This is a genomic window from Streptomyces sp. NPDC030814 (genome assembly GCF_055572155.1).
Map to the genome: position 1 here is coordinate 225,810 of NZ_JBVIDX010000004.1, position 16,817 is coordinate 242,626.

Annotated in this window: 17 protein-coding genes; 9 read left to right on the top strand and 8 right to left on the bottom strand. The window is 71.7% G+C overall.

All coding sequences use genetic code 11. The annotated features are described in order from the left end of the window. Positions 1–37: 37 nt before the first annotated feature. Both ACZ43N_RS11255 and ACZ43N_RS11260 read left to right on the top strand, forming a co-directional pair. Positions 38–2,008 (top strand): FUSC family protein, encoded by a 1,971-nt coding sequence (locus tag ACZ43N_RS11255; protein WP_468096749.1) that lies wholly within the window; start codon positions 38–40, stop codon positions 2,006–2,008. A 149-nt stretch (positions 2,009–2,157) separates the two neighbouring features. Next, positions 2,158–2,373 carry a hypothetical protein gene (locus ACZ43N_RS11260; RefSeq protein WP_468096750.1) on the top strand — a complete coding sequence of 72 codons (216 nt, stop codon included), beginning with the start codon at positions 2,158–2,160 and terminating at the stop codon, positions 2,371–2,373. 102 nt (positions 2,374–2,475) lie between these two features. Here ACZ43N_RS11260 and ACZ43N_RS11265 read toward each other — a convergent pair whose 3' ends face one another. Beyond that, positions 2,476–4,545 (bottom strand): PhoX family protein, encoded by a 2,070-nt coding sequence (locus ACZ43N_RS11265; protein ID WP_468096751.1) that lies wholly within the window; start codon positions 4,543–4,545, stop codon positions 2,476–2,478. A 244-nt stretch (positions 4,546–4,789) separates the two neighbouring features. On the opposite strand from ACZ43N_RS11265, the gene ACZ43N_RS11270 reads away from it, so the two are divergent. From ACZ43N_RS11270 to ACZ43N_RS11280, 3 genes are all read left to right on the top strand, one after another. Further along, positions 4,790–6,841, top strand: coding sequence for a VWA domain-containing protein (locus ACZ43N_RS11270; protein WP_468096753.1), 2,052 nt, complete (start codon positions 4,790–4,792; stop codon positions 6,839–6,841). Positions 6,842–6,976: 135 nt separating this feature from the next. After that, a complete protein-coding gene (gene metG, locus ACZ43N_RS11275) occupies positions 6,977–8,692 on the top strand; it encodes a methionine--tRNA ligase (RefSeq protein ID WP_468096754.1) in 1,716 nt (571 codons plus the stop codon). A 53-nt stretch (positions 8,693–8,745) separates the two neighbouring features. Beyond that, entirely contained in the window at positions 8,746–9,111 is a 366-nt protein-coding gene (locus tag ACZ43N_RS11280; RefSeq protein ID WP_055524073.1) for a PH domain-containing protein, read from the top strand. Between the two features lie 29 nt (positions 9,112–9,140). Here ACZ43N_RS11280 and ACZ43N_RS11285 read toward each other — a convergent pair whose 3' ends face one another. Next, the gene (locus ACZ43N_RS11285; protein WP_468096755.1) at positions 9,141–9,506 is read right to left on the bottom strand and encodes a cupin domain-containing protein; all 366 of its coding nucleotides are present in this window, start codon (positions 9,504–9,506) and stop codon (positions 9,141–9,143) included. A 279-nt stretch (positions 9,507–9,785) separates the two neighbouring features. Here ACZ43N_RS11285 and ACZ43N_RS11290 point away from each other — a divergent pair, with 279 nt between their 5' ends. The 3 genes from ACZ43N_RS11290 to ACZ43N_RS11300 all read left to right on the top strand — a co-directional run bounded on the left by ACZ43N_RS11290 (position 9,786) and on the right by ACZ43N_RS11300 (position 11,177). Continuing rightward, complete coding sequence (locus ACZ43N_RS11290) at positions 9,786–10,445, top strand: nucleotidyl transferase AbiEii/AbiGii toxin family protein (protein WP_468097072.1); 660 nt, start codon at positions 9,786–9,788, stop codon at positions 10,443–10,445. Beyond that, positions 10,442–10,630, top strand: coding sequence for a hypothetical protein (locus ACZ43N_RS11295; RefSeq protein ID WP_468096757.1), 189 nt, complete (start codon positions 10,442–10,444; stop codon positions 10,628–10,630). Before ACZ43N_RS11290 ends, ACZ43N_RS11295 begins: the two co-directional genes overlap by 4 nt. 118 nt (positions 10,631–10,748) lie before the next feature. Beyond that, positions 10,749–11,177 (top strand): hypothetical protein, encoded by a 429-nt coding sequence (locus ACZ43N_RS11300; protein ID WP_468096758.1) that lies wholly within the window; start codon positions 10,749–10,751, stop codon positions 11,175–11,177. A 143-nt stretch (positions 11,178–11,320) separates the two neighbouring features. On the opposite strand, the gene ACZ43N_RS11305 is transcribed toward ACZ43N_RS11300, so the two are convergent. Genes ACZ43N_RS11305 through ACZ43N_RS11315 form a run of 3 tightly spaced genes read right to left on the bottom strand, consistent with a single transcriptional unit; the run spans position 11,321 to position 13,795 of the window. Beyond that, positions 11,321–12,109 (bottom strand): ABC transporter permease, encoded by a 789-nt coding sequence (locus tag ACZ43N_RS11305; protein ID WP_468096760.1) that lies wholly within the window; start codon positions 12,107–12,109, stop codon positions 11,321–11,323. After that, positions 12,106–13,098 carry an ATP-binding cassette domain-containing protein gene (locus ACZ43N_RS11310; RefSeq protein ID WP_468096761.1) on the bottom strand — a complete coding sequence of 331 codons (993 nt, stop codon included), beginning with the start codon at positions 13,096–13,098 and terminating at the stop codon, positions 12,106–12,108. Before ACZ43N_RS11310 ends, ACZ43N_RS11305 begins: the two co-directional genes overlap by 4 nt. Before the next feature lie 28 nt (positions 13,099–13,126). Next, positions 13,127–13,795, bottom strand: coding sequence for a DUF4097 family beta strand repeat-containing protein (locus tag ACZ43N_RS11315; protein ID WP_468096763.1), 669 nt, complete (start codon positions 13,793–13,795; stop codon positions 13,127–13,129). A 224-nt stretch (positions 13,796–14,019) separates the two neighbouring features. On the opposite strand from ACZ43N_RS11315, the gene ACZ43N_RS11320 reads away from it, so the two are divergent. Next, positions 14,020–14,889, top strand: a complete 870-nt coding sequence (locus ACZ43N_RS11320) for a GbsR/MarR family transcriptional regulator (RefSeq protein WP_468096765.1) — start codon at positions 14,020–14,022, stop codon at positions 14,887–14,889. On the opposite strand, the gene ACZ43N_RS11325 is transcribed toward ACZ43N_RS11320, so the two are convergent. Genes ACZ43N_RS11325 through ACZ43N_RS11335 form a run of 3 tightly spaced genes read right to left on the bottom strand, consistent with a single transcriptional unit; the run spans position 14,890 to position 16,396 of the window. Beyond that, complete coding sequence (locus ACZ43N_RS11325) at positions 14,890–15,276, bottom strand: hypothetical protein (RefSeq protein ID WP_468096767.1); 387 nt, start codon at positions 15,274–15,276, stop codon at positions 14,890–14,892. A 38-nt stretch (positions 15,277–15,314) separates the two neighbouring features. Then, on the bottom strand, positions 15,315–15,944 hold the full coding sequence (locus ACZ43N_RS11330) for a GOLPH3/VPS74 family protein (RefSeq protein ID WP_468096768.1): 630 nt from the start codon (positions 15,942–15,944) through the stop codon (positions 15,315–15,317). 2 nt (positions 15,945–15,946) lie between these two features. Beyond that, positions 15,947–16,396 (bottom strand): hypothetical protein, encoded by a 450-nt coding sequence (locus tag ACZ43N_RS11335; RefSeq protein ID WP_468096769.1) that lies wholly within the window; start codon positions 16,394–16,396, stop codon positions 15,947–15,949. Between the last annotated feature and the right edge of the window lie 421 nt (positions 16,397–16,817).

The window sequence follows — 16,817 nt, forward strand, 5'->3', positions numbered from 1 at the left end:
ACATAATCGGGCGATCTCCACCGGTGATAATGGCCGCATGCCCCGCCCGTTCGCCATCGGCCTCACCCCGCCCGACTGGCTGATCCGGAACCTCCAACCCCAGCAGGCACCGCCCGTCAACCGGCCCGCCGTGGCCCGCGCGGCCGTCGCCCTGACCCTGCCGCTCGCCCTCGGCCTCGCCGCCGGGCACCCCGAGTACGGCGCCCTCGCCTCGATGGGCGCCCTGTCCGGCGTCATCAGCGACACGGCGGACGCGTACCGCATGCGGCTGCTGCACATCGCGGTCCCGCAGGTGTTCAGCGCGATCGGCATCACCCTGGGCTCACTGGTGTACGGGCACGGCTGGGTCACCGTCGCCGCGCTCACCGCGATCGCGCTGGTCTCCGGGATGATCTCGACGATCGGCGCCGTCGCCTCCGTGTCGGGGCTGCTGCTGCTCCTCAACTCCGTGGTCGGCGCCGGTCTGCCGATGCCGGGCGACTGGTGGCTGGCCCCGGTCCTGATGACCGGCGGCGGCCTCCTCGTCCTCGTCCAGGCCCTCCTCGCCTGGCCGCTCAGGGCCGGCGTACCGGAACGCGCCTCCGTCGCCGACACCTACCGCAAGGTCGCCGACCTGCTCGCCGCCACCACCTCGGACACCACCGACGCGTACGACACCGCACGACACGCCGTCACCCAGTCCCTCAACCAGTCCTACGACCTGATCCTCGCCCGCCGCGCCCGCCACCACGGCCGCAGTCCCGACCTGGTCCGGCTCCTCGCCCAGCTGAACGCGATCACCCCGCTCGTGGAGGCAGCCCCCGCCGTACGCCTCTCCGGGCGCCCGCTGCCCGCCGAGATCCCCACCGCGGTACGCCATGTCGCCGAGGCCGTCGACACCGGGTACTCGGGGCCGCTGGGCCTGCGCCTGCCCACACCGAGGAGCGAGATCGGCAAGGCGGTCGACCAGGCGCTGCGGCACGCCGCCGAGGTCGTCACCGAAGGATCGCCGGACGCGCTGTCCCGGGCCGACGCCCACCTCGGCCGGACCGCCCCGCTGCGGGTGCGCGCCGCCCGCGCCGCCCGTGACGTGGCCCTGTCCGCCGCGTCCTGGCGCTACGGGCTGCGCCTCGCCCTGTGCATCGGCATCGCCCAGGCGCTGGTCTCCCTCGTCGCCGTACCGCGCTCCTACTGGGTGGCGCTGACCATCACCTTCGTCCTGAAACCGGACTTCGGCTCGGTCTTCTCCCGCGCCCTGCTGCGGGCCCTCGGCACGGTCGTCGGCCTGGTCGTCGCCGCGGCGATCCTCGCGGAGGTCCCGCGCGGCTGGTGGGACGTCCCGGTGATGCTGTGCCTCGCCCCGCTCATCCCCGTCTTCACCCCCCGCGGCTACGGCTACCAGACCGCCGCCATCACCCCGGTGATCCTGCTGCTCTCCGACATCCTCAACCACCAGGGCACCGGCCTGCTCCTTCCCCGCCTCGTCGACTCCCTCGCGGGCTGCGCCATCGCCCTCGTCGCGGGCTATCTGCTGTGGCCGGAGAGCTGGCACGCCCGGGTCGGCGCACGCCTCGCGGACGCCGTCGCCGACACGGCCGCCTACGTGGAACACGTCTTCGGGACCGGCGCGGAGGACCCCGCCGGGCGGGCCCGCAAGCGCCGCCGCCTCTACCGGGACCTGTCCGCCATCCGCACGGAGTTCCAGCGGGCCCTCACCGAACCGCCGCCGACGGGACGACGGGCCGCCGCCTGGTGGCCGCTGGTGGTGGCGGTCGAACGGATCGTCGACGCGACGACCGCCGCGCGGGTACGGGTGAAACAGGGGGCCGGGCCGCCGTCCGCAGCCGAGGTCGGCCAGGTGACCCTCCAGCTGCGGGAACTGGCGGAGGGACTGCGGAGGACGGAGGTCCTCTACGAGGTCCGGTCCGATCTGAGCGGGCCGCCGGGGAGCGTGCTGGAGCCACTGCGGCAGGAGGTCGCGGCGGCGCGGGCGATCACATCACCTCCCGACCGGGACGTCGTCCGGTAGGGGCGGGGCGGTCAACCCGACGCAGAGCGGAAAATCGTTACGCCCGCCCCGCACGGGTGACGGGAGGCGAGTTCGCAGGCGGAAAGCCGTAATGATCGGAACCGTCCAACCGGATGATTCACTTCCTGTCTGACAAGGGGATGTTCGCCATGCGGCGCACCGCCACCGTCCTGCTCGGAACCCTCGCCCTCGCCGGCACCCTGGCCCCGGCCGCCCACGCGGTCCCGGACCCGACGGCCACGGTCACCTGCCTCACCGAGACCCCCACCGGCGTCACGGAGCTCGCCGACCCCGCCGCCCTGCTCGACCCGGCAGGCCTGCTGGACCCGGCCGGCGCCCCGGGCGTGAGCTGCCTCGCCCCCTGAGCCCCACCGGCGCACCGCGGGCCGTCCTCCCCACCGGGAGGACGGCCCGCGTTCGCATGTGCACGGACAGCGGTCCGTGCACCCAGGTGCCCCTGAACTCGCTCAGACGCCGATGTCGCAGCCGTCCGCGCGGTAGACCGCCACGACCGCCGGGCGGACGATCTTGCCCGGCCCGTCGGGCCAGGTGCTCTTGGGGTTCTCGACGGAGGCGCCGTCGATCTCACCCGGGTGCTGCACCGCGACCAGGACACGGCGGTCACCGATGATCGGCCCGCAGGTCTCGGCGCCGCTCGGCACGGTCAGGAACTGCTTCAGCTCACCACGGCGCTCGCCCCTGGTCGCCACGCCGAAGAGACCGTCGTGCGAGCCGAGCTGGTTGCCGTCGGTGGAGATCCACAGGTTGCCGTACGGGTCGAAGGCGACGTTGTCCGGGCAGGAGATCGGGGAGACGTCGTCCTTCGGGAAGCCCGCGAAGTATGTCGCCGGGTCCTCGGGGTCGCCCGCGACGAGGAAGAGCAGCCAGGCGAACCTGGTGCTCTCGGGCCGGTTCCAGCGCTCGGTGAGTTCCAGGACCTGGCCGTGCTTGTTGACGTTGCGGGGGTTGGCCTCGTCGGCGGCGGCGAAGCCGGTCTTGCCGCGGTTGGAGTTGTTGGTGAGGGCGACGTAGACCTTGCCGGTGACCGGGTTGGGCTCGATGTCCTCGGGGCGGTCCATCTTGGTGGCGCCGACCTTGTCGCCGGCGAGGCGGGTGAAGACGAAGACCTCGTCGGCCGTCATGCCCTCGACGTGCGAGACGGCGCCCTTCGCGGTCGCGGTGGCCAGCGGGATCCACTCGCCGCTGCCGTCGAACTCGCCGTCGGCCGGGAGCTTGCCCGTGCCGTCGATCTCGATGGCGGGGGAGTCACCGGTGAGCTTGGCGACATAGAGGGTGCCCTCGTCGAGCAGCGAGAGGTTGTGCTCGCGCACCGCGCGGCCCGACCCCTTCTTCATCCGCTTGCTGCTGACGAACTTGTAGAAGTAGTCGAAGCGCTCGTCGTCACCCGAGTAGACGACGGGACGGCCGTCGGCGGTGAGCCGGATGGTCGCGGCCTCGTGCTTGAAGCGGCCGAGGGCGGTGTGCTTGCGCGGCGTGGACGTCGGGTCGTACGGGTCGAACTCGACGACGTACCCGAAACGGTGCACCTCGTTCGGCTCCTGGGCCAGGTCGAACCGCTTGTCGAACCGCTCCCACTTGCGCTCGGTGGCACCGGTGCCGATGCCGTACCGCTTGTCGGTGGGACGGCTGCCGTTGGCGAAGTACTGGTTGAAGTTCTCCTCGCCGTGCAGCGTGGTGCCCCAGGGGGTGGTGCCGCCGGAGCAGTTGTTGAGCGTGCCGAGGACCTTGCGGCCGGCCGGGTCGGCGGAGGTCTTCAGGAGGTCGGAGCCGGCGGCCGGGCCGGTCAGCCGGAACTCGGTGGTGGCGGTGACACGCCGGTTGAGGTGGTGCCGGGGCACGGCGGTGAGCTTGCCGGTCCGCCGGTCCTCCTCCACCACGACGGCGGACAGACCGTGCGCCGCCCAGGCGACCTCGACCTGGCCGCGGGTCGGGTTGGCGGAGTCGTAGCCACGGAACATGAGCACCTCGTCGGTGTACTCATGGTTGGCCACGAGGAGCCCCCGGCCCCGCTCGCCGGGGAGCGGCAGCAGCGCGAGGAAGTCGTTGTTGTAGCCGAACTGTCCGGCCTGGGCCGCGCCCGTCTGGTTCTCCGGGTCGAACGCCGGGGCACCGCGCAGAATGGGCTCGCCCCAGCGGATCACCACGTTCTGCTCGTAGCCCTCGGGGACGGTCACGGCGTCCACCGTGTTGGGCGCGACGGCGGGGAACCGCAGGCCACGGGCCGCCTTGCCCTTCGGGGTGCTCTTGGTGGTGGCGGTGGTCCCGACAGTGGCCGCGGCGGCCTGCGGGGCGGTACCGAGCGTCGTCGCGGTACCGGCCGCAGTGGCCACGGTCACGACGGCGGCGGCGCGCATCACGGACCGGCGGCTGAGCGCGGAGGCGATGACATCGCCCACGTACTCGTTGGCGCTGGTGTTCGGCACCTCGTGGAAGCAGGCGTCACCACAGCGGAACCGACAGGTCAGGGCGGAACGGCCGCCGGGGTGCGAGCCGATCATGGGCAGCAGCTTGCGCACGTTGCGCTCCCTCTTAGGTGCCTTTGGTGTGAGCGCGACGTTAGGGGCGCGTGTGTTCGAGAACGGGGACGGAGAGTGAACGGCAGGTGAACCCACGGCAGTTGAGGCGGTATTGACAGCTCCCGATCACGGGGTTAGTGAAACCTCCCGCCCCACCCCAAGATCGCCAATCGCGACGGCTAACCTTACGTGTCCGTCCTGGCCAGGGATTGACGGGCTACAACTCACGCGAAGGGTTGCGCACATGGGCATTCTCTCTCTCCTGCGGAACGCGTTCTCCCGCTCACGCAAGGGGCGCGACACGGTCCCTTCGCAGGAGGCGGAGCAGGTCTCCCCGACAGAGCCGACCTCCACGGCCCCCCTGCGGGAGGCCGAGCCGGCGTCCGACCGGGGCTCCCTGCGGGAGGCTGATTCGGCCACCGACCGGGACTCCCGGCGGGAGCCCGAGCCGGAGTCCGAGCGGGGTTCCCTGCGGGAGCCCGAGCCGAAGCTTCCGGCCCAGGCGGCCGACCCCAAGCCGGCCGCGTCCGTCGCCGACGAGCTGGTCTCGGCGGCCTTCGACAACGTGACGGTGCCGAAGCCGCGGGCCGAGGAGTCGGAACCCGCGGCGGCCGAGCCGAAGACCGAGACGTCGGCGACCGAGGCCGAGCCCGCGGCGGCGAAGCCGGAGGCAGCCGAGGCGAAGCCTGCGGAGACCGAGACCCCGGCGACCGAGGCGGAGCCCGAGGCGGCCGAGGCGCCGGTGGTCGAGCCCGCGCCGGTCGTGGAGGAGAAGGCCGAGGCCCAGCCTGCGGTCGGCGAGGCCGAAGCGGAGAGAGAGGCCCAGCCGGAGGCCGGTACCCCGGTGACGGAGCCCGAGGCCGAGGTCCAGCCCGCGGCGGCTGGGACCGAGGTGGAGGAAGAGGTGCGGGTCGAGGCGGAGCCCGCCGCGGCAGCCGCCGAGCCGAAGGCAGAGGCCGAGGCTGAGGCTGAGGCTGAGCCGGAAGCTGAGGCTGAGCCGGAAGCTGAGGCTGAGCCGGAGGCTGCGTCCGGAACCGCCGCTGAGGCGGGGACGGTGGTCGAGACCGAGCCCGAGACCGCGCGCGAAACCGAGGCCGAGGCCACGGTGGCGGAGACCTCCACCGCGGCCGAGGCGGAGCCCGCGGCTGAGGCGGAGCCGGTCGCAAAGGGCGAGCCCGCGGCTGAGGCGGAGCCCGCGGCCGCGAAGGCGGCCGACGCCGAGACGCAGGCCGAGGCCGCCCCGGAGCCGCAGGCCAAGAGTGACGCGGAGCCCGAGGCCGAGGCTGCCAAGCCCTCGGAGCCGGAGGCTGCCGCCGAGGCGGAGCCGCAGACGGCCCCCGCGGCGGAGTCCGAGCCGGAGCCGGTGAAGGCACCCGAGCCGGAGGCCGCTCTCGAGGTCGTGGCGGCAGCCGCCGAGGCCGCGCAGACTGCTGAGGCCCTCGAACCCGCAGACGCCCCGGAACCCGCAGAAACCCACGGGCCCGCGGCCGCCCCCGAACCGGCAGTCGCCCCCGAACCGGCAGTCGCCGACGGTGAGGGCGCCCCGCTGGTGGCACCCGCGGCCGACGACGAAAGCGGCACAGGTGGGGCGGCGGGGGCGGCGCCGGCCACCGGCGAAGCCGAGGCCGCACGCCCCGCCACCCCCGCCACCCGCGTCCGCTCCAGCGCCCCCGGTCTCTCCACGGCATACAAGACCGCCGGCACCGTCCTGAAGAAGCACGACCTCACCGGCGCCCGCGCCAAGGTGTACCTCGTCCTCGACCGCTCCGCGTCGATGCGCCCGTACTACAAGGACGGCTCCGCCCAGGCTCTCGGCGAGCAGACCCTCGCCCTCGCGGCCCACCTCGACCCCGAGGCCACCGTCCCCGTCGTGTTCTTCTCCACCGAACTCGACGGCACCGGCGAGCTCACCCTCACCGAGCACGAGAACAAGATCGACGAGCTGCACAACGGCCTCGGACGCATGGGCCGCACCAGCTACCACGCGGCCGTGGAGGAGGTGCTCGCCCAGCACCAGAAGTCGGCGGACCCCACGGCCCCCGCCCTCGTCGTCTTCCAGACGGACGGCGCCCCGGACGCGAAGACCCCCGCGACCCAGGCCCTCACGGAGGCCGCGAAGAACCACCCCGGCGTGCACTTCGCCTTCGTCGCCTTCGGTGACCCGGAGAACAAGGCGTTCGACTACCTCCGCAAGCTCAAGACGGGCAACGCCTCGCACTTCCTGGCCGGCGAGACCCCGCGCGAGCTGACGGACGAAGAGGTCTACGAGGGCATCCTGGCCGCCTGGCGCCCGTAACCCTCCACCCGCACCCTCTCGCAGGGACGTCCCGTGCCGCCCCCTCCCACCCCTCAAAACGGGAGGCGGGCGGCACACCCATGTCGGCTAGGATTTCAAGACTCACGAAATCGACCGACCTGGGAGCATCCCCCGATGGCTCGACACCTCATCACCAGCGCCCTTCCGTACATCAACGGGATCAAGCACCTGGGCAACATGGTGGGGTCCATGCTCCCGGCGGACGTGTACTCCCGGTACCTCCGCCAGCGTGGCCACGACGTCCTGTACATCTGCGCGACGGACGAGCACGGCACCCCGGCGGAGCTGGCGGCGAAGGAGCTGGGCCTCCCCGTGGACGAGTTCTGTGCGCAGGCGCACGACGCGCAGAAGGCCGTCTACGACGGGTTCGCCCTCGCGTTCGACTACTTCGGCCGGAGCTCGTCCCCGCAGAACGTCGAGATCACGCAGCACTTCGCCCGCAAGCTCAAGGAGAACGGGTTCATCGAGGAGCGGGCGATCCGCCAGGTGTACTCGCCGACCGACGGCCGTTTCCTCCCGGACCGCTATGTCGAGGGCACCTGTCCGCACTGCGGCTACGACAAGGCCCGCGGCGACCAGTGCGAGAACTGCACCCGTGTCCTGGACCCCACCGACCTGATCGACCCGCGGTCCGCCATCTCCGGCTCCACGGACCTGGAGGTCCGCGAGACCAAGCACCTCTTCCTCCTGCAGTCGAAGCTCCAGCACGAGGTCGAGGGGTGGGTCGCGGCGCACGAGGACCAGTGGCCGCAGCTGGCGTCGTCCATCGCCCGCAAGTGGCTGACCGAGGGCCTGCACGACCGGGCGATCACCCGTGACCTGGACTGGGGCGTCCCGGTGCCCGCGGACACCTGGCCGGAGCTGGCGGCCGAGGGCAAGGTCTTCTACGTGTGGTTCGACGCGCCGATCGAGTACATCGGTGCGACGAAGGAGTGGTCGGACCAGGACCCGGAGAACCGCGACTGGAAGTCCTGGTGGTTCGACGTCGACACCGACGTGCGCTACACGGAGTTCATGGCGAAGGACAACGTCCCCTTCCACACCGTGATGTTCCCGGCCACCGAGCTGGGCGTCCGGGAGCCGTGGAAGAAGGTCGACGTCGTCAAGGCGTTCAACTGGCTCACGTACTACGGCGGGAAGTTCTCCACCTCGCAGAAGCGGGGCGTCTTCACCGACCAGGCCCTGGAGATCCTCCCGGCGGACTACTGGCGCTACTTCCTGATCGCCAACGCCCCCGAGTCGGACGACTCGTCCTTCACCTGGGAGCACTTCACCGCCACGGTCAACAAGGACCTCGCCGACACCCTCGGCAACTTCGTCAACCGCGTGCTGTCCTTCTCCCGCAAGCGCTTCGGCGACGAGGTCCCGGCGGGCGCGGCGGCCGGCGAGGCCGAGGCGAAGCTGGGCGAGGAGATCGCCCGCCTCCTCGCGGAGTACGAGGAGCACATGGGGGCGCTCCAGTTCCGCAAGGCGGCGGCCGCGCTGCGCGCGCTGTGGTCGGCGGGCAACTCCTACCTGGAGGAGAAGGCGCCCTGGCTGGAGATCAAGACCGACCAGGAGGCCGCGGCCCTCACCCTCCGCACCGCCATGAACCTCATCCACCTCTACGCGGTGGTCTCCGAGCCCTTCATCCCGACCTCTTCCGCCGCCATGCGCGGCGCCTTCGCCCTGGAGGACGACACCGCCACCTGGGTCACCCCGGAGCAGGCCAGGTCCCTGACCGCCGTCCCCGCCGGCACCGCCTTCACCGTCCCCCCCGTCCTCTTCGCCAAGCTGACGGAGGACGACCTGGAGGCGTACAAGGAGCGCTTCGGCGGTCAGGCCGAGTAGCGCAGCGTGGTCGGGAGGCAACCCTGGAGGCCCGGGCGGGCGTCTTCCGGGGCATGGCACTGTTCGGAAACGCGCACACCGTCAATCCCGGCAAGGCCCAGCAGGACTACGCACGTCTGCTGGGCCACGGGGAGCAGGTCCACGCCGCGTTCCTGCTCATCCGCGACACCATCCTGTTCACCGACCGCCGTCTCATCCTGATCGACAAACAGGGCATCACCGGCAAGAAGGTGGAGTACCACTCCGTCCCGTACCGCAGCATCACGCACTTCTCGGTCGAGACGGCCGGTCACTTCGACCTCGACGCCGAGCTGAAGATCTGGCTGTCCGGCACCCACGAACCGATCGAGAAGACGTTCACCAAGGGCGTGGACATCTACGAGGTCCAGGCGATCCTCACGCAGTTCGTCGCCGGGTAGACGCACGCGGGGGCCGGGGAACCGGGAGGTCAGCCGAGGTTCGACTTGACGTGCCCGATGACCTCCTCGAACTCCTTCCGGGGCGAGAAGTCCACGTACTCGCAGTCCTCCAGGGCCTCCGGCGCGTGGCCGGGCGCCCAGTAGAAAGCCTGGCCCGCCTCGTAGGTCTTGTCGCCCTCCTTGGTGTGCATCACCAGCCGGCCCTTGAACATGTAGCCCCAGTGCGGGACCTGGCAGAGGCCGTCGGGCTCGTCCTTCAGGGCCGGGCCCATGTCCGCTCCCTTGGGGAGCCGGACGAAGGCGACCTCGGTGTCCCCACCGATGTCCTGCATGCGCAGTTCGACGCCGTCGCCCTCGATCTCCACGGGTACGTCCGTCCGCGTGACTGCCCTCATCTCGACCTCCACGAGCTCGGGCGGGACCTTCCGGAAGCTCCGCCACTCCTTCCAGTCTGGCCCCACCCGTCACAGAGCGCCCGGCCGAGCACATCCCCGGTCCGCCGGGTGAGGCGGGGGAAATCCGGGGGAAAACCGGGGGAAAGTCCGACTGCCGTGATAATCCATGTCCATGGCCCCACCCCCCACCCTTGCGCAGGCCCGCGCGTGAACGACCTTCCCGAGCCGGGTCCCCCCGACCCGGGTCCCCCCGACCCGGTCCTCGGTCTCCTCTCGGACATCCTGGCCATCGGCGCCCCCTACGCCCTGGCCGTGACCGGCGACCACGCGGTACGGGCCCACGGCCTCACGGAGAGCCGCCCGCCGCACCGCGTGCTGGAAGTGGCGACGGAACACCCCGCCGCGATGGACGAGATCGCCGGCGCAGTCCGCACCGGACTGGCGGAACGCGGCTGGCTGGTGGAGGGGGCGGAGGCCACCCCGCTGTCCGCCCGCCTCCTCGTCACCGACCCGACGACGGCGGAGGAGCGCACCCTGGACATCCTCAAGGAGTCCCTGTGGCGTCCGGCGGTCGAGACGTCGCTGGGTCCGACCCTCTCGCTGGAGGACGTGGTCGGTACGAAGGTCCGTGCCCTGGCCGACCGGAACACCGCACGCGACCTCGTCACGGTCCACGCGGCCGCCGCCCACTGGACCATCCCCGAGCTGGAGGAACTGGCCCGCCGCCACACCTCCGCCACCGCCTCGACCTTCGACCTCGCCGACCTCCAGTCCCGGCTGGAGGCCACCGAGTGGCTCGACGACAGGGAATTCGCTCGCCAGGGCCTCGACGAGCAGGCGACCATGTCACTTCGCCGATGGGCCCAGTCCTGGGCCGCCGACATCGCCGAACGCCTGCTGGAGGAGGAGGCGTTGACACCCCCATCGGAGGCCGAGTGAGCAAACGGCGCTACGTCGCCCGAGGCGTAACGGGCGGCTACCGCATCTATGACCACCGCCGCCGGGGCTGGTGGGGCGACCTGTACGAACTCTGTCCCGACGACCTCCTGAGGGAGCTGAACGGGGGCAAGGACCCGCAGAAGCTGTCGGCCTTGCTCAAGCGGTACCGGGCGCTGAAGCGATAGCCCGCGCGGGGCGGGGGTGCCGTTGGAACCGAGGGCCCCCCGTCCGGCGTTCCCGACCTACGGGGACCGAGGGAAGTGCCCGGTGCCGACGCGTACCCGAGGCAGGGAGGGGCTGAGGATGAGCACGGAGATCGCCGAGTTGGTGGGCCGGGCGGGCCCGTATCTGACGGCGGCCGTGGCCGCGTACGGCGCCGGGGCGCTGACCCCGGCGGAGAGCGCGGCGGTGGAGACGGCGGCGGACATCGGCCGCCGGATGCTGACGGCGGCCTGGCACCGCCGGGACCAGCGGGGGCGAGCCGAACTGGAGTCGGCGGTGGCGGACGCGGCAGCGGAACCGGACGACGAGGACGCGTCGGCGGCCCTGCGCCAGCAGATCAAGCGCACACTGCGCGAGGACCAGGACCTGCGGCGTGAGCTGACGGCACTGCTGCCGTCCACGGAGAACCGGGGCGTCACGGTGACGGCCTCGGGCACCCGGTCGATCGCCGCCGGCGGCAACATCGGCGTGGCGATCAGCGGCGACGGTCACACCGCGCCCGAGCGGTGACACACGAACAGGGCGGCGCACTCCGACGCCCTGTCGGTGTACGCCGCCCTGGGTGGGACGGGATGCGGGTGGGACGGGATGCGGGTGGGACGGGGTGCGGGTGGGACGGGGTGCGGGTGGCTGCCCGCGCTGTCACGGCGGGGTTACTTCGGGTCGCTGTTGAACTTCGAGGTGGACCAGAAGTAGCCGAGCACCGCGAGACCGAGGCACCAGCCGACGGCGAGCCATCCGTTGTGGCCGATCTCCGTGCCGAGGAGCAGCCCGCGCAGGGTCTCGATGGCGGGGGTGAACGGCTGGTACTCGGCGATCGGCTGGAACCAGCCCGGCATGGTGTGCAGCGGCACGAAGGTGCTGGAGATCAGCGGGAGGAAGATCAGCGGCATCGCGTTGTTGCTGGCCGCCTCGGCGTTCGGGCTGACCAGGCCCATCCCGACCGCGATCCAGGTGAGCGCCAGGGCGAACAGCGTGACCAGTCCGAAGGCCGCGAGCCACTCCAGGACGGTGGCGTCGGTGGAGCGGAAGCCGATGGCCACGCCGACGGCGCCGACGAGGACCACGCTCATCAGGCACTGCGCCACGCTGCCGACGACGTGCCCGATGAGCACCGACGCGCGGTGGATCGCCATCGTGCGGAAGCGGGCGATGATGCCCTCGGTCATGTCGTTCGATACGGACACCGCGGTGCCGATCGTGGTGGAGCCGATCGTCATCAGCAGCAGTCCCGGCAGCAGGTAGGCGATGTAGTCGGAGCGGTCGGCGCCGCCGCCGAGGCCCGCGCTCATCGCGTCGCCGAAGATGTAGACGAAGAGCAGTAACAGCATGACCGGCGTGAGCAGCAGGTTCAGCGTCATCGACGGGTAGCGCCTGGCGTGCAGCAGGTTGCGGCGCAGCATGGTCGTCGAGTCGCGGACGGCGAGGGAAAGAGAGCTCATCGCAGGGCCTCCTTGGCCTGGGCGGGGATGTCGGTACCGCCGGTGAGGGCGAAGAACACGTCGTCGAGGTCGGGGGTGTGCACGGTCAGTTCGTCGGCCTCGATGCCGGCGGCGTCCAGCCGGTCGAGGACGGAGCGCAGATCGCGCTGGGAGCCGTCGCTGGGGATCCGCAGGGTGAGGGCGTCGTCGTCGGCGGTCCCCCCGCGCGGGCGAAGAGGGGCGTCGGGGAGGGTGCCCTGGATGAGTGCGGCAGCGGCTGCCCGGTGGACGGCCGGGTCGGAGAAGCGGAGCCGGACGTGGCCGCCCGGAATAAGCCGCTTGAGCTCCTCGGCGGTGCCCTCGGCGGCGATCCGGCCGTCGTGGAGCACGGCGATCCGGTCGGCGAGCTCGTCGGCCTCCTCCAGGTACTGGGTGGTGAGGAAGACGGTGACACCGCCCGTGACCAGCTCACGGATGATCTGCCACATGGTGTGGCGGGAGCGGGGGTCGAGGCCGGTGGTCGGCTCGTCGAGGAAGATGACGCGCGGGCCGCCGACCAGCGTCATCGCGATGTCGAGGCGGCGCTTCATGCCGCCGGAGTAGGTGGAGGCGGGCTTCTTCGCGGCCTCGGTGAGGTCGAAGCGTTCCAGCAGTTCGGCGGCGACCCGTCGTCCCTCGCTCCTGGACAGGTGGTGCAGGTCCGCCATGAGAAGCATGTTCTCCTCGCCCGTGATCAGCCCGTCGACGGCGGAGAACTGCCCGGTGACACCGATCGCGGCGCGGACCGCCTGCGGGTCGGCGGCCGGGTCGTGCCCGGCGACCCGGATCTGGCCGCCGTCGGCGGTGATGAGGGTGGACAGGATCTTGACGGCGGTGGTCTTGCCGGCCCCGTTCGGGCCGAGCAGGGAGAAGATCGTTCCCTCGGGGACGGTCAGGTCGACACCGTCGAGCACGACCTTGTCGCCGTAGGACTTGCGCAGGCCGTTCGCCGCGATGGCCGGGGTGGTCATGGTGGGTGCTCCTTCGGGAGGCCGGGGTTCAGAGGCTGCGGGCGGTGATGTCGCCGCAGGCGGTGGTGGCGCGGATGTCGAGTGCGGTGGTGCCGTCGTTCTTGAGGGCGTTGCTGACGCGGCCGTAGGAGGTGCCGGCGTCCAGGGCGGCCGAGACGCCGGGGGCGGCGGCGACCGAGATGTCACCGGACTCGGTGCGGAGCACGACCGTGCCGCCGATGGCCTCGTCGATGCGGATGTCGCCCTGCTGGGTGCTGATCTCCGCGGGTCCGCCGAGGCGGCCGACCGAGATGTCCCCGGCCAGGACGGCCAGGCGAGCACGGGCGGTCTCGTCGAGCTTGACCTGGCCGAGGGCGCCGTCGATGGCGACGTCCCCGAGCCGTCCGACGCCCCGGAACTCGACGCCGGCCGATGTGGCCTCGACATGGGAGCCGGCGGGCAGCTGGACGGTCACCTCGACCGAGCCGGCGGGGCCCACGAGCCGGTTCCTGGCCGGCGCCGTGGCGGTGATCCGCAGGGTGCCGTCGGCGTACTCGGCGGTGGTCTGCTCGGCGAGCTGTACGTCCCGGCCCTTGGAGGGGTCCACGGGCCGGATCTCGACGGTGGTGTCGGCACGGTCGGCGGCGATGACCTGCACCCGCCCGGCCTGGATGTCGAGGACGGCGGCGATGGGGGCCGGGGTGGTGAACTTCTGCATTGTTCTCTCCTCTGCGTCGTCGTTTCCAACGAGAGAAAAGCTACGTTGCATTCACGATCCCAGCAACCATTTCGTTGCGACCTTTTGCCATCACCGCAGGTAGAAGCAGACTAATCGTTGCAACGGCTTCGAAAGTAACGCAACGATCCCACCTGCAGTTCGTTGCAATGAATGGAAGTGAACGCTATAGTGGGCGCACGCGCTGCACCACGAAGGAGACCCCCATGCCGGGAGGCAGGCTCACCCAGCCCGAACGTCAGCAGATCGCCCTGGGCCTGGCCGACGGTCTCGCCTACGCCGAGATCGCCCGACGCCTCGGCCGCCCCACCTCGACCATCACACGCGAGGTCATGCGCAACGGCGGCCCCACCGCCTACCGCGCCGACCTGGCCCACCGCGCCACCGAACGACGCGCGCAGCGGCGCAGGCAGGCCGCGCCCCGGGGGGCGGTGACATCCCCACAGGCCGACGGGCGCGACACCGAAGCCGTGCGCGAGTTCGAGGAGACGTTCGCCACCGTGATGATGGCCTCGGGCATGCCCAAGATGATGGCCCGGGTCATGGCGTGCCTCACGGTCACCGACACGGGCAGCCTCACCGCGTCCGAGCTCGTCCAGCGGCTGCAGGTCAGCCCGGCGTCCGTCTCCAAGGCCATCTCGTACCTGGAGAACCAGGCCTTCGTCCGCCGGGAGCGCGACGAACGCCGCCGCGAGCGCTACGTCGTCGACGACGACATCTGGTACCAGTCGATGCTGGCCAGCGCGCGGGCCCTGACCCAGGTCATCGAGATCGCGCGGCAGGGCGTCGGCGTCCTCGGCAACGGCACCCCGGCAGCCGCCCGTCTGGAGAACGTCGCCCGCTTTCTCGACTTCGTCAGTGAGAGCACGATTCGCGCCGCCGAGCAGGCTCGCGAGGTGCTCCACACGAAGGCCGCGAGCGCTGCGGCGGACGGCGCGGAGGCCGGGAGCGGGAAGGCCGATCGCGCGAACGCGGGGAGCACGAACGCCCAGAGCACGAACGCCCAGAGCACGAACGCGGGGGGCACGGAGGCCGCGGCCACGAGCGCCGAGGCGTCGTGGGGCGGCGCTCCCTGATCACTCCTCGGAGGGAAGCTCCCCCACGGGAACGGGGACGGCACCGCCGCGAGGGCACACCCACACGGCTGTGCCCTTCTCGACGGCCGCCTCCAGCGGATGCGCGTCCGGGTGCTCCGGGCACCGCGGCCACACCGCGGGCTCCCCGGCCGCCCACAGCGCCTCCACCGCCCAGCTCTGCACCTGGTCCGCGACCTCGGCCGGCAGCACACCCGGCCGCCCGTCCGGTTCGGCCCACACCCCCTGCCCCGAGCCGTCGGGTGCGTAGAACACGACACCGTGGCCGCCCTCGACCTCTCGCACGTCGGGGCGGACGGGACATTGCGCGCCCAGGTCCCGCAGAACGGCGGCGAGCGCTTCGGTGAACTCGGGGGAGAGACGGATCATGGGGCGGACACCTTCCGAGAGAGGACTGGAACCAGGGCTCACGTCACCGCCGTGATCACCACGACCGTCGCCGCCATCGTCGCGGCGGTGAGCGCGGCCATCGTCGCGGCGGCGGTTTCCGCCATGCGACGGAGGGCGGGGTCGGCCCAGTGGCGTTCGGCCATCTCGGACATGCGCCGCTCGACCGCCGCGGACTGCTCCTTCCCCAGGTCCGGGAAGGCCAGTTCCCGCAGGTCGGCGTGGTGGAGCAGGGTGATCAGGGCGGTGGTGCGGTGGTCGGGCTCGCTTCCCTCCAGGACGACCGCCGCGAGACGCCTGCGCAGCGCGGCCTCCACCGTGCCGTCGGCCTCCGGATGAACGGTGGTGCGGAAGACGAGGAGCAGCCGGCGCTTCTCCTCCCGGACCAGGCCCTTGTCCAGCACACCCCGCAGGGCCCTCTCGTACTCCTCGGTCCGGTGCTCGTTGATCCACTTCTCCGCGTCGTCCGGGAGCTCCGCGTGCTCCGGGTCGTCAGCGAGCGCCCGTTCCAGCAGGGCCGCCGCCGCGATCGCGTACGGCGTGCGCAGCGGCAGTTTCGCCTCGCCCGTGGAGTCGTCGAGGGAGAGGAGGAGGATCTCCTCCCCGAGGGTCGTGGGGGCCGGGACGGCGGCGGAGGGCGACATGGTCATGATCAGTAGGACGCGTCGAGGCCGTATGACAGTTCCTTCCGCTCGCCCCGCCCGCCCCGGCCGCTGGTCACCGTACGGTCCGTTCCCTGGGTGACCGGGTCGAGCCCCAGCGCCCTACGGGCCTCCCCCACGTGCTGCAGCCCCTCGGCCGCCGTGCGCACGACCACCGCGTACTGATCGGGCGTACGGGCGGCGGCCAGCCGCGTCCGGGCGGTGCGGAGGCATTCGGCGGCCCCGGCCAGGGATCGGGCCGCGTCGCCGTCCGTCCCGGTCTGCGCCCGTACGTCGACCCCGGCCAGGCTGCCGCCGAGCCGGACCACCCAGCGGTTGGCGTCGGCCTCCGCGTCCAGGTCGGACGTCGGTTCCCGCCGGTCGCCGAGGCGCCGCTGGGCGACGACCGCGACCACCGCCCCGAGGACCAGCAGCAGTACGAGCAACACGGCGAATTCCATGGCCTCCTCCACCTTCCGGCGTTTCCGTCCCCTACGGGTTCCTCACCCTCTGCGTCCCATCACACCCGCGCCCGCTGTGACCCTCCGTCGGGAAACCTGTGCGCCCCCTGATGGCTTCCCCGGCACCCGGCCCACCACGGGCATACGGCACGCCGAAAGGCCCGGAACCCGAAGAGATGGGTCCCGGGCCTCACGCCGAGCAGCCGGACAGTCCGTCAGTCGGCCGGCGTCAGCCGTCAGTACCCGTGTTCGCCGCGTCCGGAGCCGGCGTCGTGCGCCCGCCGGGGATTACGGGAAACCCCTCAGGGACGGACGCTGTCAGCACCATGGGAAGGCGCTGTGCTTTCTCCCTGTTCCGCTTCGCGCACTGCCCTGCTTCCGGACCGCGCACGGGAAAAGGGTCCCGAAATCGACGGACGAT

Excerpts from the sequence above, each read along its gene's own strand:
- ACZ43N_RS11255 (WP_468096749.1), top strand. The coding sequence starts at position 38 with ATGCCCCGCCCGTTCGCCATCGGCCTCACCCCGCCCGACTGGCTGATC.
- ACZ43N_RS11260 (WP_468096750.1), top strand. The coding sequence starts at position 2,158 with ATGCGGCGCACCGCCACCGTCCTGCTCGGAACCCTCGCCCTCGCCGGC.
- ACZ43N_RS11270 (WP_468096753.1), top strand. The coding sequence starts at position 4,790 with ATGGGCATTCTCTCTCTCCTGCGGAACGCGTTCTCCCGCTCACGCAAG.
- metG (WP_468096754.1), top strand. The coding sequence starts at position 6,977 with ATGGCTCGACACCTCATCACCAGCGCCCTTCCGTACATCAACGGGATC.
- ACZ43N_RS11280 (WP_055524073.1), top strand. The coding sequence starts at position 8,746 with ATGGCACTGTTCGGAAACGCGCACACCGTCAATCCCGGCAAGGCCCAG.
- ACZ43N_RS11285 (WP_468096755.1), bottom strand. The coding sequence starts at position 9,506 with ATGAGGGCAGTCACGCGGACGGACGTACCCGTGGAGATCGAGGGCGAC.
- ACZ43N_RS11300 (WP_468096758.1), top strand. The coding sequence starts at position 10,749 with ATGAGCACGGAGATCGCCGAGTTGGTGGGCCGGGCGGGCCCGTATCTG.
- ACZ43N_RS11305 (WP_468096760.1), bottom strand. The coding sequence starts at position 12,109 with ATGAGCTCTCTTTCCCTCGCCGTCCGCGACTCGACGACCATGCTGCGC.
- ACZ43N_RS11310 (WP_468096761.1), bottom strand. The coding sequence starts at position 13,098 with ATGACCACCCCGGCCATCGCGGCGAACGGCCTGCGCAAGTCCTACGGC.
- ACZ43N_RS11315 (WP_468096763.1), bottom strand. The coding sequence starts at position 13,795 with ATGCAGAAGTTCACCACCCCGGCCCCCATCGCCGCCGTCCTCGACATC.
- ACZ43N_RS11320 (WP_468096765.1), top strand. The coding sequence starts at position 14,020 with ATGCCGGGAGGCAGGCTCACCCAGCCCGAACGTCAGCAGATCGCCCTG.
- ACZ43N_RS11325 (WP_468096767.1), bottom strand. The coding sequence starts at position 15,276 with ATGATCCGTCTCTCCCCCGAGTTCACCGAAGCGCTCGCCGCCGTTCTG.
- ACZ43N_RS11330 (WP_468096768.1), bottom strand. The coding sequence starts at position 15,944 with ATGACCATGTCGCCCTCCGCCGCCGTCCCGGCCCCCACGACCCTCGGG.
- ACZ43N_RS11335 (WP_468096769.1), bottom strand. The coding sequence starts at position 16,396 with ATGGAATTCGCCGTGTTGCTCGTACTGCTGCTGGTCCTCGGGGCGGTG.